Origin of the sequence: Nocardia crassostreae, assembly GCF_001613405.1 — a bacterium.
GTDB lineage: Bacteria > Actinomycetota > Actinomycetes > Mycobacteriales > Mycobacteriaceae > Nocardia > Nocardia crassostreae.
Genome location: NZ_BDCH01000012.1, coordinates 650375 through 672949, shown reverse-complemented (window position 1 = coordinate 672949; position 22575 = coordinate 650375). Strand labels below are relative to the sequence as shown.

Annotated in this window: 20 protein-coding genes, 1 tRNA gene and 1 other RNA gene; 7 read left to right on the top strand and 15 right to left on the bottom strand. The window is 65.0% G+C overall.

Features of this window, described 5'->3' with window-relative positions; all coding sequences use genetic code 11:
- Window positions 1-69 precede the first annotated feature (69 nt).
- Both NC4_RS09900 and NC4_RS40040 read left to right on the top strand, forming a co-directional pair.
- Window positions 70-1968, top strand: a complete 1899-nt coding sequence (locus NC4_RS09900; RefSeq protein WP_169814758.1) for a hypothetical protein — start codon at window positions 70-72, stop codon at window positions 1966-1968.
- A 664-nt stretch (window positions 1969-2632) separates the two neighbouring features.
- Window positions 2633-3478 (top strand): hypothetical protein, encoded by an 846-nt coding sequence (locus tag NC4_RS40040; RefSeq protein WP_157554444.1) that lies wholly within the window; start codon window positions 2633-2635, stop codon window positions 3476-3478.
- A gap of 38 nt (window positions 3479-3516) precedes the next feature.
- On the opposite strand, the gene ssrA is transcribed toward NC4_RS40040, so the two are convergent.
- The 12 genes from ssrA to NC4_RS09840 form a co-directional block, all read right to left on the bottom strand.
- Window positions 3517-3889: a transfer-messenger RNA gene (ssrA, locus tag NC4_RS09890) on the bottom strand.
- Window positions 3890-4014: 125 nt separating this feature from the next.
- Complete coding sequence (gene smpB, locus NC4_RS09885) at window positions 4015-4491, bottom strand: SsrA-binding protein SmpB (RefSeq protein WP_067535275.1); 477 nt, start codon at window positions 4489-4491, stop codon at window positions 4015-4017.
- Between the two features lie 101 nt (window positions 4492-4592).
- Window positions 4593-5270 (bottom strand): slipin family protein, encoded by a 678-nt coding sequence (locus NC4_RS09880; RefSeq protein ID WP_169814757.1) that lies wholly within the window; start codon window positions 5268-5270, stop codon window positions 4593-4595.
- Window positions 5271-5633: 363 nt separating this feature from the next.
- Window positions 5634-5706: transfer RNA gene (locus tag NC4_RS09875), tRNA-Glu, on the bottom strand.
- Window positions 5707-5849: 143 nt separating this feature from the next.
- A complete protein-coding gene (recQ, locus tag NC4_RS09870; RefSeq protein WP_245721615.1) occupies window positions 5850-7988 on the bottom strand; it encodes a DNA helicase RecQ in 2139 nt (712 codons plus the stop codon).
- Between the two features lie 124 nt (window positions 7989-8112).
- Complete coding sequence (gene ftsX / locus NC4_RS09865) at window positions 8113-9018, bottom strand: permease-like cell division protein FtsX (RefSeq protein WP_067535273.1); 906 nt, start codon at window positions 9016-9018, stop codon at window positions 8113-8115.
- Window positions 9018-9707: a cell division ATP-binding protein FtsE gene (gene ftsE, locus NC4_RS09860; protein ID WP_067535271.1), complete on the bottom strand. Its 690-nt coding sequence runs from the start codon at window positions 9705-9707 to the stop codon at window positions 9018-9020. Before ftsE ends, ftsX begins: the two co-directional genes overlap by 1 nt.
- 56 nt (window positions 9708-9763) lie before the next feature.
- Entirely contained in the window at window positions 9764-9958 is a 195-nt protein-coding gene (locus NC4_RS40035) for an Rv3103c transmembrane domain-containing protein (RefSeq protein ID WP_157554440.1), read from the bottom strand.
- Complete coding sequence (locus tag NC4_RS09855; protein ID WP_067535268.1) at window positions 9939-10802, bottom strand: mechanosensitive ion channel family protein; 864 nt, start codon at window positions 10800-10802, stop codon at window positions 9939-9941. Before NC4_RS09855 ends, NC4_RS40035 begins: the two co-directional genes overlap by 20 nt.
- A 61-nt stretch (window positions 10803-10863) precedes the next feature.
- Window positions 10864-11979, bottom strand: a complete 1116-nt coding sequence (gene prfB, locus NC4_RS09850; RefSeq protein ID WP_067536108.1) for a peptide chain release factor 2 — start codon at window positions 11977-11979, stop codon at window positions 10864-10866.
- 134 nt (window positions 11980-12113) lie between these two features.
- Complete coding sequence (locus tag NC4_RS09845) at window positions 12114-12971, bottom strand: helix-turn-helix transcriptional regulator (protein WP_067535265.1); 858 nt, start codon at window positions 12969-12971, stop codon at window positions 12114-12116.
- Between the two features lie 51 nt (window positions 12972-13022).
- The gene (locus NC4_RS09840; protein ID WP_169814756.1) at window positions 13023-13358 is read right to left on the bottom strand and encodes a DUF732 domain-containing protein; all 336 of its coding nucleotides are present in this window, start codon (window positions 13356-13358) and stop codon (window positions 13023-13025) included.
- A gap of 177 nt (window positions 13359-13535) precedes the next feature.
- Between NC4_RS09840 and NC4_RS09835 the strand changes: the two genes are divergently transcribed.
- Window positions 13536-14132: an NADPH-dependent FMN reductase gene (locus NC4_RS09835; protein WP_067535258.1), complete on the top strand. Its 597-nt coding sequence runs from the start codon at window positions 13536-13538 to the stop codon at window positions 14130-14132.
- 150 nt (window positions 14133-14282) lie between these two features.
- Window positions 14283-15068: a histidinol-phosphatase gene (gene hisN / locus NC4_RS09830; RefSeq protein WP_067535255.1), complete on the top strand. Its 786-nt coding sequence runs from the start codon at window positions 14283-14285 to the stop codon at window positions 15066-15068.
- Between the two features lie 384 nt (window positions 15069-15452).
- Here the strand turns inward: hisN and NC4_RS09825 are convergent, their stop codons facing one another.
- Window positions 15453-16880: a glycosyltransferase family 39 protein gene (locus tag NC4_RS09825; RefSeq protein WP_067535253.1), complete on the bottom strand. Its 1428-nt coding sequence runs from the start codon at window positions 16878-16880 to the stop codon at window positions 15453-15455.
- Between the two features lie 189 nt (window positions 16881-17069).
- On the bottom strand, window positions 17070-17336 hold the full coding sequence (locus NC4_RS09820) for a hypothetical protein (protein ID WP_157554436.1): 267 nt from the start codon (window positions 17334-17336) through the stop codon (window positions 17070-17072).
- 231 nt (window positions 17337-17567) lie between these two features.
- Between NC4_RS09820 and NC4_RS09815 the strand changes: the two genes are divergently transcribed.
- The 3 genes from NC4_RS09815 to NC4_RS09805 all read left to right on the top strand — a co-directional run bounded on the left by NC4_RS09815 (window position 17568) and on the right by NC4_RS09805 (window position 22272).
- A complete protein-coding gene (locus NC4_RS09815; RefSeq protein ID WP_439957492.1) occupies window positions 17568-18962 on the top strand; it encodes an acyl-CoA dehydrogenase family protein in 1395 nt (464 codons plus the stop codon).
- Between the two features lie 26 nt (window positions 18963-18988).
- Window positions 18989-20215 carry an acyl-CoA dehydrogenase family protein gene (locus NC4_RS09810; protein WP_067535244.1) on the top strand — a complete coding sequence of 409 codons (1227 nt, stop codon included), beginning with the start codon at window positions 18989-18991 and terminating at the stop codon, window positions 20213-20215.
- A gap of 260 nt (window positions 20216-20475) precedes the next feature.
- Entirely contained in the window at window positions 20476-22272 is a 1797-nt protein-coding gene (locus tag NC4_RS09805) for a molybdopterin-containing oxidoreductase family protein (RefSeq protein WP_245721587.1), read from the top strand.
- Here the strand turns inward: NC4_RS09805 and NC4_RS09800 are convergent.
- A complete protein-coding gene (locus tag NC4_RS09800) occupies window positions 22234-22560 on the bottom strand; it encodes an ArsR/SmtB family transcription factor (protein ID WP_245721586.1) in 327 nt (108 codons plus the stop codon). The two genes, NC4_RS09805 and NC4_RS09800, sit on opposite strands and share 39 nt — an antisense overlap.
- Between the last annotated feature and the right edge of the window lie 15 nt (window positions 22561-22575).

Here is a 22575-nt window from a genome sequence, read left to right as displayed (position 1 = left end):
GCCCGTAGGGAATACGATAGCTGCCGTCTACGCCATTGTTCAGCAGGTTCGACACAAGGGGTCTCGCCGGTGGGTAACTCACGCCATGGACGCAGCAGGCGCGCGAAGGCACACACACCCGAGTACGACGTTACGTTCAACGGCCCACGCGGACTGGACCAGGACGCGGCGGCGAGAGATCTGACACAGCTGATTTCAGATCCGTCAGCTCGGACGACCATCGCGGGCGCTTACGCTACCGGATACGCAACGATCGGACTGGCCCAGGTCAACGATGATGGACCAGAGTGGTTCCACGACACAGACCCGGTCGATCTCGTTGTCCTGGGGTGTACATATCCGAAAGAGTTCAGAGATGCCGGCGAGTTCGGCAATGCCCGAACGGCCTGGTTACGACACATCCGTGACACATTGCTCTGGGCTGGGATCCGAGAACTGGTGGACGCGGCGGTGAATCTCAGCAACCACCATGGGATGCCGATAGACGACGGCTCAATTCTCCTCGCGCTGTGTTCCACACTGAAGGACGCACACCTCGACGACCTACAAATCCCCGTCGAGCTTCGGCCAGAGAACGCGCTCGCCGAAGCTCGCTTCGTCCGTGGCTGTCCTCCGGCGAGCCACTCGCTGCCGGAGATTTCAGAGCACTCCCAGAACCTGGCAATCGATTTCATGAACACGCTCGATGCCACGACCGTGAGCGACGACACCTGCGCCGAACAGCTGCGCGACGGGCTGTACCTTCTCGACTTGATCGGATTGCCGGTTCGAACAGATAGCTGGACGTTTCTCATAGCGCTGTTCGTATCCCTTTGCGCCTCGGATGAGGAGCCCGTCGATGATCTGGGTGGCCGCGCCCACGCATGGGCGCTCGGGCTCGAACAGGAGTCCCCATTTGCCGCCGTTGTAGATACAATCCTGCTGGCTTCAGAGCACGATCTCGAACCTGCGACGACATTGAGTCACCTATTTGCACTCCCCCAATTCATGACTGGCGTCGATGACGAATCAAAACGCTGGCACAGCGAGCCTGGGACCGACCTCGTACCCCTCGCCTTCGAGTTCGGTCACAAGCAGGTGAGAACCCGGTCAGGACGCATGGTCCAAATGGATTCGGAAACCAGAGAGGCCCTTCGAGAACTTAGGAGACTCTTCCGAGAAAAATTCGGAAGGGATCCAAATCCAGATGATCCGATACTGTTTGACCCAGACGAAGAGATTCCAACCCCCATGGCGGAAACCACTTGGTCCAAAATGTTGCAATCTATCGCAGAGAACGCCTCCGACCCGCGGATATCATCTTTCGCCTTTGCGGCCAGCGAGGTTGGATACCTTGTCACGGAAGATAATCAAGAATTATTTAGCCAAAGTGAGAAAGATGCATTTTACGCTTCCGTCGAGCACCACAGAGCGCTGCAAGAAATGAACCCGGTCGAACTTGCCTCATTTACCTGGCGTCACATAATCAAGGAGTTACTCGACGGATCAGCGGAATCGGAAGCGCCGCGCAGAATCATTGAGAATTTGGTCAACATCGACGAAGCCAACCCAGAGACGACCGTCATTCTACAAACGCTGGTTACAAAGCCTCTGATCTGGCTAAATTCGATGAAGCAAAGGGGAATCTCTGAAGTCGAACTAACCCAGGCCATTCATTGGTTACACGCAGAATTCGGCGAGGACGACTACTGCGGCATTACAGCCGCAGTAGCAGTGGCCATCTGGGGCCTCCCCGGGATCTCCACACTCGAGGAAAAGATCGGAAAGCCATGGAAGAAATTCACCCTTAACGACCTGCACGAACTCTTCGACATCGACCTGGCTCCGGGAATGATATGGCTGTGCACCGGCCTGACAGCAACCATCGGAGAGGGGAAGATAGAATGGATAGAGCAAGGCAGAACTACTCGCAAGTCAAAAAAGAGCGGCAAGTCGAAAACAAAATCAAGAAAAAAGAAGAAACGATAAATACCTGCGCGGGCTAATCGACGTCGCATTGGTGTTCGCAGCCTTGTTCCAGGACTCATCCTCTGCTCACACGTTTGAGAGACCCAACCGCAGCGCCTGAACCAATCGCACCCGCTGCGGCAGCCACAACCAACGGACCCGCTACGACGATCAGCCCGAGCACGAGTACGCCCACGAGCACGATCAATAGCGCAGCCCTGCGAAACCGGCAAGGGTCGGTCAACACCGTGTCGAGTAGCCCAAGCCGAGAGTTCGGTGCGCGATCGGCGTAGCGGGTCTCGGCCGACGCTGCTTCCGGTTTCACCTTGCTTCGCATCATGCGAGGGCGTAAGCGGTTGGCTGGCACGTTCTTCGGGCGCCTCATCGCAGACCGCCGGACGGCACGGAGCGACTGGCCTTCACCGCCAGCCGAGGGTTTGTTTGCATGGATCTATAGTCAGTGCTGGCGCCTCGAGGAAGACAGTTGATGACGAGCTACCCGTAATGCCAGGTGCAAATCCCTGGTTGGGACACGCCGGTTGACGTTAGTTGACTTCGAAAGGTGTTCGGAATGGCGCCGATACCGCTTCCGGGGGAAGCTTCGGTCCCTCCTGGGCCGCACCGGGATCTACTGGTCGCCATCCATGAGCTTTATGGCCGAGCCGGCTCACCATCACTGCGGGGATTGAGCAGCCTCGACGTGGATGGTCCAGGTACCCTCAGTCACGAACAGGTCCGAAAGATCCTTCATGGCAAGGCCATTCCCCGATGGCAGGTTCTCGAGACACTGGTGCGCGCACTCGTATCCGTCTGCGGCGTATACCCGAGGCATCCAGAGATCGAGGTCGATCGGTTTCGAGCGTTATGGCGGGCAGCCAACACCGGCACCTACGGCCTGTCTGAGCTGATCCTCCATCCAGGCGCTCCCGAATGCACCCGCGGCGATGGCACCCAGTGGGTTCCGGACGACATCACGCGGCTGATGATCAACCCAATTTATGCCATCGAAATCGATCCGTCCCTCGCGCTTCCGCACGAACCTCTCATTTCGGATGAGGAGTGGATCGCGGTCAATCTACGAACCCTCGCCGAGATTGGCCCCGAAACCTTCTTGCGAACATTGTTGGATACATTGCGCGGCAACTACATTGCAGGGATGGACGACGAGGATACCCACGATGGCATCGACACTGACCTCGCCGACGAGTTTGTGTCCCAGCAGGTCCTGCAGCGTCTGCGTTCGGAGCCAGCGATCCTTGCACGGTCGATCAACGCGCTCCGAGGCGCTCCGGAAACAACAGTAGATCCTTCGCTGCGGGACGAGATCGACTTCCTGGAGCAGCAGCAGAATGTCGTACAAGAGGTTCTGGGCGTGTCCGACCAAACTTGGCGGAATATGTCCGACCACGCCCAGAAGCTTGTACTGCTCTACCTTGTGGACCACATTGTTGTGGGCGCTCCAGGCCAGCCGATCGATTCACAGCCGACGATCGTTTGGCGGGTTCCGAAACCCGGAGATACCGCAGAATGAGGAGAGGCCCACACCTTGGATGGGTGTGGGCCTCTCCTCAGTGGAGCTGCCGGGAATCGAACCCGGGTCCTCCGCCGCATCTTCAGGGCTTCTCCGTGTGCAGTTCGCTATGCCTCTGCTCGGATCTCTCGGTCACGCGAACAAGCCGAGATGACGATCCCAGCCGCTGTTGGGTGTCCTGTCCGCCGCCGCGGCCGCGACGGACAGTGGAGCCCTCTAGCTGATGCCAGGGACCGGGTCGAGGGCGAACCCGGGCTGACAGACACGCTCCGTTGCTTAGGCAGCGAGAGCGTAGTCGCGCTGATGAGAATCGGCGCTTATAGGGTTACAGCGACGCTTATACGGTGGTCTCCTGCCTGCACCAACACGCTTCCCCTGAATCAACGTACGCAGTCGAAACCGTTCAGCCCCGTCTTCGTTCACTGATTCAGAACGATCCCGGCTTTCACCGGGACACCAATGGTAACACTGCGCAAACGTCGGATCATCCCAATATTCGCGGGTCGACCGGCGGATCCGCTACCAGGGCAAACACCTCAGCCGCTCATGCCCTTGATGCGGCGGCCGACCTCGCGGGTGACCTCACGCTCGACGGTGCGGCGCAGCTGATCCTGCCGCTTGTCGTAGTCCTGCTTACCTCGGGCGAGGGCCAGTTCGACCTTGACCTTGCCGTCGGAGAAGTACATCGACAGCGGGACCAGGGTCAAGCTCGACTCCTTGGTCTTGCCGAGCAGCTTGTCGATCTCGCGGCGATGCAGCAGTAGCTTGCGGGTGCGGCGCGGCGAGTGGTTGGTCCACGACCCGTGCGAGAACTCGGGGACGTGCAGGTTGCGCAGCCAGACCTCGCCGTCGTCGATGCTGGCGTGCGCATCCACCAGTGAGGCTTTACCCTCGCGCAGGCTCTTCACCTCGGTACCCACCAGCGCGATCCCCGCCTCATAGGTGTCGATGATCGCGTAGTGGTGCCGCGCCTTGCGGTTGGTCGCGATAACCTTGCGACCCTTCTCTTTCATACAGACACCGCCTTCATAACGCTCAACATTAATGGCCCGTGCCAACCGAATATTCCGGGAGTCGCCCGGAGGCCGCTACCTCCGGGCGATCGCGGCCCCGGTCACGCCCGCTCACGCGGGTCCAGGACCACCTGGGTGCCCGGCGTGGCGGCGACCTGCAGGGTGCGCAGGCGCAGCAGGACCGGGTTGTCGTCGAGCAGCTTGGCGGTATTGGCCAGCGAGCGCAGGGCCGCGGCCTCGGCGCGCGCCCGCTCCAGCTCGGCGCGGCCGCGCTCACGAGCGAGGACCGTCTCCAGGGCGGCCTTGCGCAGCTCGCCCGGGAGCATGAGGTCCTTGGCTCGCATTCCGTTCACGCGAATACCGAGATTCTCGACGGCCGCCGCCACCTGCGCGGTCCCACCGGCCAGCAGTGCGCGATCGGTGACGAGCTCGTCGAGGGTGTGCGCGGCGACCATGTCACGCCCGGCCTCCTGCACCGCGCCGTAAAGCACATTGTCGGCGTACTGCGCGCCGGTGGTGAAGGCGACCGGATCGGTCACGACCCAGTCCACCGCGAAGCTCACCCGCAGCGACAAGCCGTCCTTGGTCAGCAGTTCCTGGCCGGTGACCTGCAGCAGTCGCGGCCGCATATCGACGCAGACCAGCATGCAGCGCTCCTCGTCGTAGCGGTGCCGCCCCGGCGCCAGCACCTTCTCCAAGGCGCCGTCGCGGTACAGCAGGGTGCGCTGCCAATCCATGACCGTCGTGTAGGTCTTCGTGAACAAAGTCTTCGTGAACATTCCCGATCTCCTTCCCCCGCTTGGCATCCGGCCCGAACGGATACGCCCTGCCCGGCCACGACGGCGCGGCGGGGGCCTCCGCCGCCCGAAGACGGAGAGCCCGCAGAGCCACGGCATTGCATGCGACCGGGCAGGGCGTATCGCTACAAGGATTCGAACCTCAACGGATTGCTCCGTGTCACCAGTTGAAAGTGCCGCCCCGACACGGGGTACGCGATCCGGAGATTCCGGTGCGCCCCTTGGTAACGGCCGAGATCAACGGTAACGACCGCATCCCCCGCCCGCCAACGAATTTCCGCCCCCGACAAGATGGCCCCGAACACGAGAAAGGCCCTCCAACCAGTGGTTGAAGGGCCTTCACAGTAGTCCCGACGGGATTTGAACCCGCGCTACCGCCTTGAGAGGGCGGCGTCCTAGGCCGCTAGACGACGGGACCAGGAACTCGCTGCGATCCGTGGACCGCGGCAGCTCCGAAAGCTTATCCTGCCGACGCCCAGCAACCAAATCCGCTGCCAGCAGCCCCGAGATCAGTTCTCGGGTCGAGGCAGCTCGTCGAAGGTCGGCACAGCTCGGCCGACGTCAGGCGTAGTCGGGCGGTAGCTCGTCGAAGTCCGGTGGGGCCTCGTCCGGCCACGGGATGTCATCGGCCGACGCCGACGGGACGGGAGTGGCCTCGAATCTCGAATTCCGGGGAGGGGTGGAGCGGGGGCGGACATCGTGGAGCTGGGCGGAAGATGTGTCTCCGCCCCGTGCGGCTGTTGACGCGCGAGGCGGGGCCCGCCTTGCGGGTTCGCGAGTGGCCGCCGTGGATTTCGGGCGAACTGGCGACGGTGGTGCAGTGGCTGGACTTTCCGCCGTTGCCGCACCGGCGATGACTTCGAGGACGCCTTCGCCGTATTTGGCGCGCTTCGCTTCGCCGATGCCGGAGATGGTGCCGAGGTCGGCGATGGTGGCGGGTTTGCGGGAGGCGATTTCGCGGAGGGTGGCGTCGTGGAAGACGACGTAGGCGGGGACGCCTTGTTCCTTGGCGGTGGCGGCGCGCCAGGCGCGGAGTTTTTCGAAGAGGTCCGTATCGCCGGGGGCCATATCGGCGGCGGCGAGGCGGGAGGACTTGGCGGGCTTGGGGGTTCGGGCTGCCTTGGCGCGCTCCTGTTCGCGGCGGAGCATGACCTGGCGGCCGTCGAAGAGGACTTCGTTGCTGGATTCGGTGAGGGTGAGGACGCCGTAGTCGCCGTGGACCGCGAGCAGGCCCTGGGCGAGGAGTTGGCGGACCACGCCGCGCCATTCGATATCGCGGAGTTCGGTGCCTACGCCGAAAGTTTTGAGTTCGTGGTGGGCGTGCTGTTCGACCTTGGGGTTGCGCTTGCCCAACAGGATGTCGACGAGATGGCCCGCGCCGAAACTCTGGCCGCGTTCGCGTTTCAGGCGCAGGACGGTGGACAGCAGCTTTTGGGCGGGGACGGTGCCGTCCCAGGCCTCGGGGGCATTGAGGCAGGTGTCGCAATTTCCGCAGGGCTTGCCGGATTGGCCGAAGTAGGCCAGGAGCTGGGTGCGGCGGCATTGGACGGTTTCGCACAGGGCCAGCATGGCGTCGAGGTGCAGTTGCAGCTGGCGGCGGTGGGCGGCGTCACCGTCGGAGGAGTCGATCATTTTGCGTTGCTGCACAACATCGCTGAGGCCGTAGACCATCCAGGCGGTGGACGGGAGACCGTCGCGGCCCGCGCGGCCCGTTTCCTGGTAGTAGCCCTCGACGGACTTGGGCAGGTCCAGGTGGGCCACGAAGCGGACATCGGGTTTGTCGATGCCCATGCCGAAGGCGATGGTGGCGCACACCACCAGGCCGTCCTCCCGCAGGAACCGAGACTGGTTGCGGGCACGCGTGCGATTGTCCAGGCCCGCGTGATACGGCACGGCCTCGATGCCATTGGCGGTGAGGAAGGCCGCGGTCTTCTCCACCGAATTGCGGGACAGGCAGTAGACGATGCCCGCGTCACCGGCGTGCTCGTTCTGAATGAAGGCCAGCAGCTGATGTTCGGGCCGGTTCTTGGCCTCGATGCGGTACTGGATATTGGGCCGGTCGAAGCTGGCCACGAAGTGCCGGGCCTTGGTCAGATCCAGGCGTTCGGCGATCTCCTTGCGGGTCGCCTCCGTGGCGGTCGCGGTGAGCGCGATGCGCGGCACGTCCGGCCAGCGCTCGTGCAGCATGGACAGCGCCAGATAGTCGGGCCGGAAATCGTGGCCCCACTGCGAGACGCAGTGCGCCTCGTCGATGGCGAAGACCGAGATCTTGCCGCGGTCGAGCAGTTGCGCCGTGGACTCCAGGCGCAATCGCTCCGGCGCGAGATAGAGCACATCCAGCTCACCGGCCACGAATTGCGCCTCGACGGTGCGCCGTTCATCGGGGAACTGCGTGGAGTTGAGGAAGCCCGCGCGCACCCCGACGGCATTGAGCGCGTCGACCTGATCCTGCATGAGCGCGATGAGCGGCGAGATGACCACGCCCACCCCGGGCCGCACCAGCGCCGGAATCTGATAGCACAGCGATTTACCGCCGCCGGTGGGCATGAGCACCAGCGCATCCCCGCCGGAGATGACCTGTTCGACAATCTCGCGCTGCGGCCCGCGGAAACTGTCGTACCCGAAGGTCTTCCGCAGAACCTGGTGTGCCGCAGCACTTCCCGGATCGCCGACGGACTCGTTGACGCTGACGGTCTCCACCTCCGGTGCACTCACGACGGCAATCCTACGGACACCACCCGACACCGGTCCTCTCTTCCAAGCCTCCCCGCGAACTTCGCACCCCGACACGCGGGATGCGAGAGCCGAACGGGCACGCGCGATCTCATTCGCGGACGTAATACCGCAGCGCGACATAAGCGGCGAGCGCCGCGAAGCCGACACCGACGGGAGTGACGATCAGCGCGACCGTCGCAATATCGTCGTTCGTGATCCGGGGCAGAATCTGATCATTGAACAGACTGCCCAGCGCCCGATTGATCACCAGCGGCTGCGCCACGAACAGTCCGGCCACCGCCAGCACCGAACCGACCAGTGCGGCCAGCACCGCCTCCAGCAGGAACGGCAACTGCGTGTACCACCGCGTCGCACCGACCAGGCGCATGATCCCCACCTCGGTCTTCCGCGCCAAAGCCGCGACCTGCACCATATTCGCGATCAGCAGCAGGGCCGCCAGCGCCTGCAAGGCCGCGAGACCGAATGCCGCATTGCGCAATCCAACGAAGAAACTGACCAGCCGGCCCACGATGTCCATGTCATTGAGCACAGTCATGACGCCCTCCCGCTTGGCGAAGTCGTCATAAATGGACTTGTACTGCGTCACATCGTCGAGCTTCACCCGGAACGACGCGGGCAGCCCATCCTTGCTGACCTCGTCCGCCAGCCCCGGCTGATCCTTGAAGGTCGTCTCCTTGACCTCCTGCACCGCCTCCTGGCTGTTGACGAACTGCACGCTCGCCACATGGTCGTGCTTCTTCAGATCCGCCAGCAGCGCTTTGCACGGCTCCTGCGTGCAGTCCAGATCCGTGCGCGAGACATTGTCGTCGAGGTACAGCCGGATCTCGACCCGCTGGACGTAGTAGTCCTGGATCTTGTCCGCCATGCGCACCGCCAGCAGACCGCCGCCCAGCATGGTCAGCGACACCGCGGTGGTGAGGATCATGGCGATGGTCATGGTGACATTGCGGTAGAGGCCGCGCGCGACCTCACCGAAGAGGAATCCGAATCGCATTAGCGGCCCACCCCGTACACACCCATTTCCTCATCGCGGACCAACCGGCCGCGATCGAGCTCCACCACCCGCCGCCGCATGGCGTCGACAATGGTGTTGTCGTGGGTGGCCATCACCACCGTGGTTCCCGTGCGATTGATCCGTTCCAGCAGCGTCATGATGTCCTGGCTGGTGTCGGGATCCAGATTGCCGGTGGGCTCGTCGGCGAGCAGCACCAGCGGCCGGTTCACGAATGCGCGCGCCAGCGCCACCCGCTGCTGTTCACCGCCGGACAGCTCACCCGGCAGCCGATCGGCCTTACCCGCCAGCCCGACCATGTCGAGGGCCTCGGGCACCGCCCGATCGATGAACCGCCGTGGCTTGCCGATCACTTCGAGCGCGAACGCCACATTCTGTTCGACCGTCTTCTGCTGCAGCAGCCGGAAGTCCTGGAAGACACAGCCGATGCGCTGGCGCAGCTTGGGCACCTTGCGCCCGGGGAGCCGGTCCACCCGGAAATCGGCCACCCACACCTCGCCGGTGCTGGGCTTCTCGTCCTTGAGCAGCAGCCGCATGAACGTCGACTTCCCGGAGCCCGAGGGTCCGATGACGAAGACGAACTCGCCCTTGCCGATATCGACGGAGATGTTGTCCAGGGCGGGTCGCGTCGAGGTCTTGTAGGACTTGGTGACGTTCCGCAGGGTAATCACGGGGAGCCAGTGTAGCCACGACCGCGCGGCGCTCCATCGCACCGCGCGGTGGCACGTCAGCGCGGTTCAGGCTCCTTGGCATCGGGAACCAGGTTGCTGAGCACCGTATTCGCAACGGGCGTATAGCCCGGGGCATTCGGTGTCTCCGGCTTGACGAGCGAGTAGAGAACGAACGTGGCGAGCCAGACTGTGATCAGGATCGCCGTGGACTTACGCGGTTTAGCCGTCGACTTACGCAGACTCAGTTTCACTCAAACCCTCCCGGCGGAGCGCCGCGGCGACTCGCACGCGCAGCTCACGTCCGACTTCGAACTGTTTGCCCGGAAGCGTCCGGGCCACCATCTTGATATTCATCTGGTCGACGGTGAGATCTTCGACACCCATGACGGTGGGCTCGTCCAGCAGCAGCGATTTCAGCTTGCGATCGGCGAATGCCCGGGCGCCCACATCGTGCAGGATCTCGTTGACCCTGTTGATATTGGCGCTCGCGGGCACGGGCACGTCGATGGCTGCGCGAGCCCAATCCTTCGACAGGTTGGTAACTTTAACGATCTGACCGTTCGGAACCGTGATGACTTCTCCATCCGCGCTACGCAAGGTCGTAATGCGAAGCGTGACGTCCTCAACGGTACCCTCGGCCTCGGCCGCGGAACCAGTCACCGAGATGCGCACGACATCGCCGTAGCCGTACTGCCTTTCGGTGATCAGGAAGAATCCGGCGAGCAGATCCTGGACGATGCGCTGGGCGCCGAAACCGAGCGCGGCGCCGAGCACGGCCGCCGGGGCGACCAGGCCGGAGATCTGAAATCCCAAGCGCTTCAAGACTTCCAAACCGACCAGGAAGTACACCAGCGACAGCACCACCCAGGTGACCACCTGGGCGAGCGCGTGCCGATGCTTGGCCGCCTCGGTCCGCACCAGTGCGTCGCTGCTGCGGAATCCGGCGTCGATCCTGCGCGTAATGCGGTCGCGCACATAGGTCACCGCGCGACTGAACAGCATCGCGCTGATGATCAGCAGAACGATCTCGAGGCCGCTGGACCGGAACCAGTTACCGAGCTCCGAACCCGTGCTTGCGGCGAGGATCGAGGTCATATCGTGTTACCCCAGCAGTCCGTATCGAGATCAAGAGTCCGCGCCCGGTACCAGCGGCGGATCAGTTGGTATTCTCCCGCATGCGCCAACGGATTCCGGATTCGATGAAGGCATCGATATCGCCGTCGAGCACGGCCGAGGGGTTGTTCACTTCGTACGAGGTCCGCAGATCCTTGACCATCTGGTAGGGGTGCAGCACGTACGAACGCATCTGGTTGCCCCAGGAGGCGCCTTCATTGGTCTTGAGCGCGTCCATCTGGGCGCGCTCCTCCTGGCGCTTGCGCTCCAGCAGCTTGGCCTGGAGCACGCGCATGGCCGAAATCTTGTTCTGCAGCTGGGATTTCTCGTTCTGGCAGGTGACCACGATGCCGGTCGGGATGTGCGTGAGGCGGACCGCGGAGTCGGTGGTGTTGACGGACTGGCCGCCGGGACCCGACGAGCGGTACACGTCGACGCGCACCTCGTTCTCCGGAATCTCGATGTGGTCGGTGGTCTCGACGACCGGGAGCACCTCGACCTCGGCGAAGGAGGTCTGGCGGCGGCCCTGGTTGTCGAATGGGCTGATACGGACCAGTCGGTGCGTACCCATTTCCACGGACAGAGTGCCGTAGGCGTACGGCGACTTCACCGCGAAGGTCGCGGACTTGATGCCCGCCTCTTCCGCGTAGGAGGTGTCGTAGATTTCGACCGGGTACTTGTGCCGCTCGGCCCAGCGCACGTACATGCGCATGAGCATCTGCGCCCAGTCCGCGGCGTCCACGCCACCCGCGCCGGAGCGAATATTGACCAGCGCCTCACGCTTGTCGTATTCACCCGACAGCAGGGTGCGCACTTCCATGGCCTCCACGTCCGCGTGGAGCGCGGACCGCTCGGCATCGGCGTCGGCCAGCGCCGCGGTGCGGTCCTCGCCCTCCTCGGCCTCGGCCAATTCATAGAGCACGGGCAGGTCTTCCAAGCGCTGCCGCAGGTCCTGGACCTTGCGCAGCTCACTCTGCGCATGCGACAACTCACTGGTCACCTGCTGCGCATGCTCCTGGTTGTTCCAGAGCTCCGGATCCGCCGCCTGATGCTCCAGCTCGTCGATGCGACGAGCCAGCTCATCGATATCGAGCACGGACTCGATGGTCTTCAGAGTCGTGTCGAGTTCGGCCAGATCAGCGGATACGTCAGGATGCACGATGTTCAAGGCTACCGCTCCTCTCCAGGTCGGTGAAATAAGGGGAAATCGAACACGCGGCAATGCCGCCACACTCAGGTGGGCGCGGCGCGGAGAGGGACTGCGGCAGGCGGTTCTAGCAGACCGCCAGGTCTTCAACCAGCCACGGCACGGAGACTGCCCGGCTTGCGGCCGATCAGGCGATCGAGGGCCGTGGCGGTGGCTTCGTCCGCCGGGAGCTTGACGATCAGGTGCTGGTCGTCGTCGGCGGAGAGTTCGAGGGTTTCCTGGGCCAGGCGCAGGGGTCCCGCCTCGGGGTGGTGGATGCGGGTGATGCCGTTGGTTTCGGGCAGGCCCGGGATGCGCTCGATGCGGCCGGTGAACTCCTCACCGGCGGTGAGGGACAGTTCGTCGATGAGGTGCGAGACCACCGGGTCGGCGCGGTACGGGCCGAATTTGAGGGTGGCGACCATTTTGTCGGCGGCGTGGTCCCAGTCGGGGTGGGTCACGCGGGCACGGGGGTCGGTGAAGATGTAGCGGGCGTAGTTGGCGGGCATGCCCTCGTCGAACAGGCCGGTCGGTCCCATGACCGCGCGGTAGCCGTCGGTGCACGCGATGATCTCGCTGAGCCGGTTGATCACCGCGGCGGGCGCGGGTTCGAGCTGTTCGAGAATGGCCAGCACGGCCGGGCGCACCACACGCGTGGGCGACAGGCTGCCGGTACAGGTGAATCCAGGCGACTGGGCCTTGGTCAGGCGATGCAGATGAACGCGTTCGCTCGGCGCCATCTGGAGTGCCGTGGCCAACGCGCTCAGCACCGCGGAAGAAGGATGCCGATCGCGGCCCTGCTCCAGCCGGGTGATGTATTCGACGCTCACCCCGGCCAGAGTGGCGAGCTCGGAGCGACGCAGACCCGGGGTGCGCCGACGCGGACCGGCGGGCAGGCCCACCTGCGCGGGCGAGACCGCCTCGCGCCGGACGCGCAAGAACAGACCCAGCTCGTTATCGCTCACGATTCGACCGTAGCAAGGATCACCTCATGAACGCAGCCTCGTTTCGGCTCGCTAGCGGGGGATGTCCTCACGCAGCGACGGGCAATGCGATTCGACGGCAATCCGAATGGAATCCGCGATCTGCGGCAATGGGAAACCGGCCTCGGTGAACAGCTCGACCAGCGAGTCCATGGATTTCCCCTCCACCACCGCCCGGCAGGTGTCGTCGAGCAGTGTGGTCGCATCGACGGGAACGCGGAATCGTTTGGCCTTCATCACCTGGACGAAGACCTGATCCGATGACATGGCTCCGGTCGTGGGCGGCTCTTCGGGCGGTTGCGCCCCGCCGCCGGTGCACGCCGTCAGCAGGGTCGCCACCGCGATAATGCACCCGGTCAGTTTATACATGAAAACCATTGCTACCGAAGGGATCATGACCTTTCCATGACCCGAAATACGCGGGGCGGCGAATCTAGGGTGGCCCTCCCACTACCAGGCTCAGCGTGGTCTCCCTACCGCCTTCCGGACACAGCAGAGTCGACGACAGCGGCCGAACCGGTCGCCCGGAACTCGAAGGAGACCCCCATGACCAGCACGCCTCTGCGCCTCGCGGTGATCATCGGCAGCGTCCGGGAGGGACGCTTCGGTCCGGTGGTCGCGAACTGGTACGCCGAACAGGCCCGCGCGCACGACGCGTTCGAGATCGATCTGATCGATCTGGCCGACTACCCCCTGCCGCACGCCCTGCCCGCGGTGTCCCCGCTCATGGAGCCGAATCCGGTGCGCCCGGCCGGGACCGAGGAGCTGGCCGAGCGGCTCGCCGCGGCCGATGCCATGGTCGTCGTGACGCCCGATATCAACCGCTCCTACCCGGCCTCGCTGAAGACCGCCATCGACTGGCACTACACCCAGTGGAAGCACAAGGCGATCGGCTTCGTCGGCTACAGCGGCAATAGCGGCGGCCTGCTCGCCATCGAGCACCTGCGTCAGGTCTTCAACGAACTGCACGCCCACACCGTCCGCGAATACGTCTCCTTCCCCCGCTTCTACCTGCACTTCGCCCCCGACGGCAGCCTCCTCGACCCGGCCGCTTTCGAACAGGCCGCCCAGGAGATGCTCGACCAGCTGCACTGGTGGGCGACCGCCCTGTCCGCCGCCCGCGCCCTTCCCGCATCCGCCTGAAATCCGAAAACCCATCGACCGGGAACTGGTGGCGGGAGCTACTCGTACGATGCCGCCACGGATTCCCGGTGATCGCCTGACCAGCGCGGGGAATGCCGGAAGTTCGCTGCCGACGCGCGATGGTGATCGGGAACGGCTAACGTTTTGCGGGTGACCGCATACACCGCTGATCTCGAACTCGCACTGAAGCTGGCCGATGCGGCCGACGCCATTACCCGGGAACGGTTTCTCGCGCTCGATTTGAAGATCGATTCGAAGCCGGATCTGACGCCGGTGTCGGATGCGGATCTGGCGGTGGAGCGGGAGATCCGGGCCATCCTGGGCACGGAGCGGCCGGGGGATCTGGTGCTCGGTGAGGAGTTCGGCGGGGATGCCGAATTCACCGGGCGGCAGTGGGTGATCGATCCGATCGACGGGACCAAGAATTTCGTGCGCGGCGTGCCGGTGTGGGCCTCGCTCATCTCGCTGCTGGAGGACGGTGTGTCGGTGGTGGGCGTGGTGAGCGCGCCCGCGCTGTCGCGGCGCTGGTGGGCGGCGACGGGGGCGGGCGCGTGGACCCGTTTCGAGCGGGGCGAGGCGCGGTCGATCTCGGTATCGGCCGTCGCGGAGCTGGGTGCGGCCAGCCTGGCCATCTCGAGCCTGTCCGGATGGCGGGCCCTGGGGCGGCGGCACAAGCTGCTCACGCTCACCGATGAGGTGTGGCGGGTGCGCGGATACGGCGACTTCTTCGGATACACGCTGCTCGCCGAGGGCGCGGTGGATATCGTCACCGAACCCGAACTGTCGCTGTGGGATATGGCGGCGCTGGACATTCTGATCCGGGAGGCGGGCGGCACTTTCACCTCGCTCGACGGCGAGCCCGGACCGCACGGCGGCAGCGCCGTGGCCACCAATGGTCATCTGCAGGATCAGGTCCTCGCCGCGCTCGCGGCCTGACATACTCGTAGTGTTCGCGGTCCGACATCACGGTCTCACGAACAACGAACACCCCCCGTGTTGACGACGGGGGGTGTTCTGGTTTCGAGAGGCTTCGCGATTACCCGGCGGAGCCGCCGCCACCGCCCCCGCCACCGGGGGTGCCGATGAGCACCCCGACGAGACCACTGAGCAGGCTTGTTACTACCGAGACGAGTCCTGACAACATAACCATTCCTCCTTTCGTCTCCATCGAGAACCGTATGCACCCTCGACAGCTGGCGTGATCGGAACGAAATAACAGTAGTCAAGTCCCGTATTTTCAAGATCCACTACGCAGCGAATCACTGTGCGCACAAGCACTTTCGCGCATTCCATACGCAATCTCATTGAGCGACAAGATCATCAGAGCCGCCGCAGCGTAGGCCACATTTCCGCCCATGGCGCACGCGGTGTGCGGCACAGGATCAGCGGCCGGTCCTGCTCTTCGTTGTCGATGTCGAGCCCATTGTCGATGCGGCCCACCGTTTCTGCGTCAATACAACCGCGCGCCGCATCCTCGGGGCCGATCCCGATCAGCAGCACCGGTTTGCCGTCCGCGGGCGGGCCCCACCACCAGTAGGAGTTGTGCACGCTGTGCGGAGCCGGGAGACCGTACCGTGCGCCGTAGAACTCGATCGCCCCGGCCTCACCGTAATTCGCGGTCAGCAGCTCGGCGTCGGGGGCGACGCGGGCGCGGGTGGCGGCCACCTGAGCCACGAACTCCGGCCAGGCCACCATCTCGCCCGCATCGTAATTGACCGCCAGCACCGGAGAGTCGCGCAGTGTGCCGACCGGTAGCACCGGCAGGAACAACAGCGCCGAGACGACCGCGCTCACCGCCACGACCGATGCCACCGCGGCACGCCATGCTCGGCTCTCGGCCAGACGCGGTTCGAGTCCGACCGCACCGGCGGCCAACAGGATCGGATACATCCCGGCGAGGTAGTAGGCCTTGCCCCCGGTGACCAGGAAGACCAGGAACAGCACGGCGTAGGCGACCGCGAAGGCGCGATATCGCCGTTCCCGCCACAGGCGCCAGAGACCGAAGATCCACAGCGGCACCAGAAGTGGGCCGATCAGACCGAATTGCAGCAGGACGAAGGTGAGCGGGGTGTCGGAGGTGCCGGAGGATCCGGAGGCAATGGCGCGGCTGTGCTCCCACACCGGCCAGCCATTGGCCGCCTGCCACCACAGATAGGGCGCCCAGATGAGCGCGGCGAGACCGATCGCCAGCGGAAAGTACTTGGTCGCGAATATCTCTCGCGGACCGAGCGCCGCCAGGACCAGGGCGAGCACGAGAATCGGGATGACCAGCAGCGCCTTGTTCTGCAAGCCGACTCCGGCCGCGAGCCCGACCACCAGCCACCAGCGGCGATCGCTGTCGGGGCGGAGCAGGCGCAGGACGGTCAGGACGATCACCGACCAGGCCGCCAGATCGAAGATGGTGGTGCCGTGCTGATGTCCCCCGCCCATGAGCACCGCGGCGGACGCCACGGCCGCGGCGGCGAGGGTCTGCGCCAATCGCCCGCCGCCCAGTTCGCGCGCCATGAGCCCGGCGCAGATCACCACGAGCGTGGCGGCCGCGAGGGCGGGAATGCGCAGCAGGACCAGCGAATCCGCGTCGATGGCGGACATGGCGCGCGCGATCAGGGGCACCAGCGGCGGTTGATCCGGATAGCCCCAGTCGAGCCGCCTCCCGGCGGCCAGGAAGTAGAACTTGTCGCGGTGATAGCCGTAACGATTGGAGAAGGCCAGCATTACCACTGCGAAGACCGCTGCCACCCAGTACATTTCGCCACCCTGTCGAACTCCGGTGAACGCCGGGTATTCGTGCCTCCCCTTCCTCACGAATCCTCGCATTCTCGCAGTGTGCGCGCATCGCTTTGGCGGCGAAATACATCGCCGGGACTACCCGGGCCTACCCCGCGGGATGTAGGCGCGCGGTCCGGCGCGGGGCTGCGGTCCCCGGCCGGTGCTGGTCTAGAAGGGAATCGGGAGCGTGGATCCGGTCTGCGCCGAGCCGGTGCCGATTCCGGAGCCGGTCTCGCCCGATCCGGTGTCGCCGCTGGAGCCCGCTTGCCCGGAGCCCAGGTTGATCCCGCCCTGGGGCGCGGCGCTCTCGGTGCCGATCTCGAGTTCGATGGGTTGTGCGGGCCGCAGCGGAATCCCTTGCGCCGCGGCGTGCGGTGCGCTCGCGAGGAACAGTGCGACGGCCAACGCGCCGGTTGTACCAACCAGTGTTTTCATATGCAAGACCTCCATTCGGGGGGCGGATGGTGCCGCCAAACTAGCCCACCTCAGCCTTATCTGAAGGGCATTTGTTTCACTTATCCGCGATCTCCCGCGCCCGCCACAGGAACCACCGCCCTGACCTGCTGATTCGACAACCCTCGACTACTGTTATTACTCTGAAGTAAGATATTCTTACTCTGGAGTAATATTGCTGGGCAGGATCACCCTCCACACTCAAGAAAACTGGTGATTATGAGCACTCGAGACACCGCAAAGACGCGACGTCCGGATACTTCCGCCGTGGGCCTGAACCCGGTCAAGCGCGACTGGATGGGCGCTGCCATGCGGGTCATGACGACCATTACCGGGTCGGAACTCGCCGAGAAGTACAACCTTCGCAAGCCGATCGACCGGATCACTTACGAGGGCACCAAGACCGGTTTCCGCACTCTCGGCGCGGCCACCCGGGTGTTCGAGAAGGTCGCCGGTGGCGGCGCGCCGAAGCGGCTGCCCGCCAACGAGCCCCGGGGCAAGGACTACTTCGACCTGACCCCGACCGACGAGCAGCAGATGATCGTCGAGACGGTCCGCGAGTTCGCCGCCGAGATCCTGCGCCCGGCCGCCTGCGACGCCGACAATGCCACCAAGGCCCCGCGCGATCTGCTGGAGCGGGCCGCGGAGCTGGGCATCACGCTCATCAATGTGCCCGAGGAGCTGGACGGCGCGGCCTCCGAGCGCGGCGCGGTCACCAACGCGCTGGTCGCCGAGGCGCTCGCGCACGGCGATATGGGCCTGGCGCTGCCGATCCTGGCGCCGAGCGGTGTCGCGGTGGCGCTGTCGCAGTGGGGCACCGACGCGCAGCAGAAGACCTACCTGGGCGCTTTCACGGGTGAGAACGTGCCGCAGGCCTCGGTCGTGATCTCCGAGCCGCAGGCGCTGTTCGATCCGTTCGCGCTGAAGACCAAGGCGACCCGCTCCCCCAGCGGTTACCGCATCAATGGCGTGAAGAGCCTGGTTCCGGCCGCGGGTGATGCCGAGCTGTTCATCGTGGCCGCCGAGCTGGACGGCCGCCCGGCGTTCTTCATTATCGAGTCCGACACCAAGGGTCTGGTCGTGGAGGCCGATCCGTCCATGGGTCTGCGCGCCGCGGGCCTGGGTCGCCTGATTCTCGACAATGTCGCCGTGCCCGCCACCGCCCTGCTGGGCGATGCCGAGACCGCGCAGCGCGCCGAGGATTACGCCGATGCGGTCCGTCTCGCCCGCCTGGGCTGGTCGGCGCTGGCGGTCGGCACCGGTCAGGCCGTGCTGGACTACGTGATTCCGTACGTGAAGGAACGCGAGGCGTTCGGCGAGCCCATCGCCCACCGCCAGGCGGTCGCCTTCATGGTCGCCAATATGGCCATCGAGCTCGACGGTCTCCGGCTCGTGACCCTGCGGGGTGCGTCACGCGCCGAACAGGGGCTGTCCTTCGCTCGCGAGGCGGCGCTGGCCAAGAAGCTGGCCACCGACAAGGGCATGCAGATCGGCCTGGACGGTGTGCAGCTGCTCGGCGGCCACGGCTTCACCAAGGAGCACCCGGTGGAGCGCTGGTACCGCGACCTACGTGCCATCGGCATTGCCGAGGGCGTCGTTCTCCTCTGACCCGACTTCTCAACGGAGAGACAACAATGATCAATCTCGAACTCCCCAAGAAGCTGCGGGCCAGCGCCAACCAGGCCCACCAGGTCGCCGCGGAGATCTTCCGCCCGGCGTCGCGCAAGTACGACCTGGCCGAGCACGAGTACCCCATCGAGCTGGACACCATGGCCGCCATGGTGGAGGGCCTGTCCGACTCCGGCGGTGACGTCTCCGGCGCCACCGGCGGTCGCAAGACCGAGGGCGAGAAGGACGAACACGCCACCGAGCTGCTCGGAAACAGCAATGGCGGCAATATGTCCGCGCTCATGAACGCCCTGGAGACCTCGTGGGGCGATGTCGGCCTCATGCTCTCCATCCCGTACCAGGGCCTGGGCAATGCCGCCATCGCCGCGGTGGCCACCGATGAGCAGCTGGAGCGTTTCGGCAAGGTGTGGGCCGCCATGGCCATTACCGAACCGTCCTTCGGTTCCGATTCGGCCGCCGTCACCACCACCGCCACCCTCGACGGTGACGAGTGGGTCCTCAATGGCACCAAGATCTTCGTCACCGCCGGTTCGCGCGCCACCCACATCGTGGTGTGGGCCTCGGTCGACAAGTCGCTGGGCCGCGCGGCCATCAAGTCCTTCGTGGTGCCGCGGGATGCCAAGGGCCTCACGGTTTCCCGCCTCGAGCACAAGCTGGGCATCAAGGCCTCCGACACCGCCGAGATCCGCTTCGAGGACTGCCGCATCCCCAAGGACAACATCCTCGGCAGTCCCGAGGTCAATGTGGAGAAGGGTTTCGCGGGCGTCATGCAGACGTTCGACAACACCCGCCCCCTGGTGGCCGCCATGGCCGTCGGCGTCGGCCGCGCCGCCCTCGAGGAGCTCCGCAAGGTCCTCACCGACGCGGGCATCGAGATCAGCTACGACAAGCCCGCCAACAACCAGCACGCCGCCGCCGCGGAATTCCTCCGCATGGAAGCCGACTTCGAGTCCGCCTACCTGCTGTCGCTGCGCGCCGCCTGGATGGCCGACAACAAGAAGCCGAACTCCCTGGAAGCCTCCATGTCCAAGGCCAAGGCCGGTCGCATGGGCACCGACGTCACCCTCAAGGCCGTCGAACTGGCAGGCGCCACCGGCTACTCCCAGCGCACCCTCCTGGAGAAGTGGGGCCGCGACTCGAAGATCCTCGACATCTTCGAAGGCACCCAGCAGATCCAGCAGCTCATCGTGGCCCGCCGCGTGCTCAACCTGAGCAGTGACAAGCTGAAGTAGGGTCGTCAGGCGACGGAAACCGGTGCGGACCGCAGGATCCGTACCGGTTTTTTTCGTGCCTATTAGGATTGCTGGGATGAAGGTACTGGGTGCTTGCCCGCTGGATTGTCCTGATGGTTGCTCGTGGGTGGTGACTGTGGAGGATGGGGTTGCGGGGGAATAAGGAGCATCCGGTTACGCGGGGGGCCTTGTGTGTGAAGGTGAATCGGTATTTGGAGCAGGTGGGGTCGGATGAGCGGATTTTGTATCCGATGCGGCGGGTGGGGCGGAAGGGGGAAGGGCGGTTCGAGCGGATCAGCTGGGAGGAGGCGCTCGGGGAGATCGCGGAGCGGGTGGGCGGGATTGTCGAGGAGTTCGGCGGGGAGGCGGTGTGGCCGTTTCACGGGACCGGGAGCCTCGGGTATATCCAAGGGCTGGAAGGGTTTTCGGGGAGAAGGTTCTTCAATGCGCTGGGGGCCTCACTGCATGATCCGACGATCTGCTCGGTGGCGGGGACTACGGGGCTGAAGTACACGCTCGGGACCTCGGGTGGGATGGATCCGGAGGATTTCGCCAAGTCGAAGCTGATTCTGCTGTGGGGGACGAATCCGCTGACGTCGGGGCATCACGGGTGGAAGTTCGTTCAGGACAGTGGCGCGTACACCGTGGCCATCGATCCGGTGCGGACGCGCACGGCCGAGCGGTGCGATGAGCATCTGGCGCCGCTGCCGGGCACCGATGCGGCGCTGGCGCTGGGGTTGATGCACGTCATCGTGTCGATGGGGGCCGAGGACACGGCGTATCTGGCCGAGCACACCGAGGGCTGGAAAGAGTTCCGCGCGCGGGTCGCGGAATACACCCCGGAGCGCACCGCCGAGATCACCGGACTGCCGGTGGAGCGGATCGTGGCGCTCGGGGAACGGATCGCCAGGACCCGGCCCACCGCCATCCGGGTGTCCCAGGGCATTCAGCGCCACGACGGCGGCGGGATGGCCTTGCGCACCCTCGCCTGCCTGCCGGGCGTCACCGGCGATTGGGCGATTCCCGGTGGCGGACTGCACTATTCGACCAGCGGGCACTTCGATCTCGATCTGCCCGCCCTGATGCGGTCGGACCTGCTGCCGCATCCGGTGCGCACGCTGTCGATGACCCGGCTCGGCGAGGGCCTGCTGGAGGTGAACGATCCACCGGTCAAGGCGCTCTTCGTGATTGCCGCGAATCCGGTCGGCTCCAATCCCGATCAGGCGAACGTGATCCGGGGGCTCGCCCGCGAGGACCTGTTCACCGTTGTCCTGGAACACTTTCCGACAGATACCGTCGACTACGCCGATATCGTGCTGCCCGCCACCATGCAGCCCGAACACCTGGACGTCCTGGCCGCCTACGGGAATCTGTACCTGGTGTGGAACGAACCGGCGGTGCAGCCGCCCGGCGAATGTCTTTCCACCACGGAGACTTTCCGCCGGTTGGCGCTGCGCATGGGACTCACCGACCCGGCGCTCCACGAGTCCGACGAACAACTGGTGGAACAACTGCTGAAGGCCTACGACGTCGAGCGACTGCGTACCGAGGGCTTCCTGAAGATCACTCCGGGCCCCGTGCCCAACGGGAAGCTCCAGTTCGTCTCCGAGCGCGCCGCGCGCGCCGGGCACGATCCGATCGCGGGCTACACCCCGCCCAGCGATCCGGGTGACGGCCTAGTCCTGATCTCGGCCGCCTCCCACTACTTCCTCAACACCACCTTCGGCGCGAACCCGGAACTCCTGCGCCGGGCCGGGGAACCCCGCATCACCATTCACCCGAAGGATGCCGCCGCCCTCGGCATCCCCGATGGCGCAAAGGTTTCCGTCTACAACGCCCGCGGTTCCTTCGAAGCCCTGGCCGAGGTCTCCGACAAAGTGCGCCCCGGCGTCGCCGCCACCACCAAGGGCCGCTGGGCCAAACTCTCCGGCGGCGCCACCGTCAATGCCACCATTGCCGAACGCGACTCCGACTTCGGCGGCGGCGCGGTCTTCCACGACAACCGCGTGCACCTCGCATTACTCGACGAGGCGGCGGCCGTTCTCGGCGCGGAGTAGTTCCAGCAGGGCGGGAAAGCGGGCCCGCAGGTCCGCACGGCGGAGCTGGGCCATATTGCTGTTGCCGCGGTTCACCTGGCGGATCAGGCCCGCTCGGCGCAGCACCCGGAAGTGGTGGGTGCGAGTGGCTTTCGAGACGGGGAGGCCGAAGGAGACGCAGGTGCGCTCGGTGTCCGCGGGGTCGGCTACCAGCGCCAGCACCACTTCCAGGCGATGCTTGTCCGCGAGCGCGGCGAGGACGATGCCGAGGTCCAGGTCGTCGACGGTCGGTTCGTCGTCTGCGGACACAGCACACCATCCCTT

What these genes read in the sequence shown, in the direction of transcription:
- NC4_RS09855 (WP_067535268.1), bottom strand. Translation starts at nt 10,802, where the DNA reads ATGACCTCGATCCTCGCCGCAAGCACGGGTTCGGAGCTCGGTAACTGG.
- NC4_RS09820 (WP_157554436.1), bottom strand. Translation starts at nt 17,336, where the DNA reads ATGAAAACACTGGTTGGTACAACCGGCGCGTTGGCCGTCGCACTGTTC.
- smpB (WP_067535275.1), bottom strand. Translation starts at nt 4,491, where the DNA reads ATGAAAGAGAAGGGTCGCAAGGTTATCGCGACCAACCGCAAGGCGCGG.
- ftsX (WP_067535273.1), bottom strand. Translation starts at nt 9,018, where the DNA reads ATGCGATTCGGATTCCTCTTCGGTGAGGTCGCGCGCGGCCTCTACCGC.
- NC4_RS09880 (WP_169814757.1), bottom strand. Translation starts at nt 5,270, where the DNA reads ATGTTCACGAAGACTTTGTTCACGAAGACCTACACGACGGTCATGGAT.
- NC4_RS09840 (WP_169814756.1), bottom strand. Translation starts at nt 13,358, where the DNA reads ATGTATAAACTGACCGGGTGCATTATCGCGGTGGCGACCCTGCTGACG.
- NC4_RS09835 (WP_067535258.1), top strand. Translation starts at nt 13,536, where the DNA reads ATGACCAGCACGCCTCTGCGCCTCGCGGTGATCATCGGCAGCGTCCGG.
- NC4_RS09825 (WP_067535253.1), bottom strand. Translation starts at nt 16,880, where the DNA reads ATGTACTGGGTGGCAGCGGTCTTCGCAGTGGTAATGCTGGCCTTCTCC.
- NC4_RS09810 (WP_067535244.1), top strand. Translation starts at nt 18,989, where the DNA reads ATGATCAATCTCGAACTCCCCAAGAAGCTGCGGGCCAGCGCCAACCAG.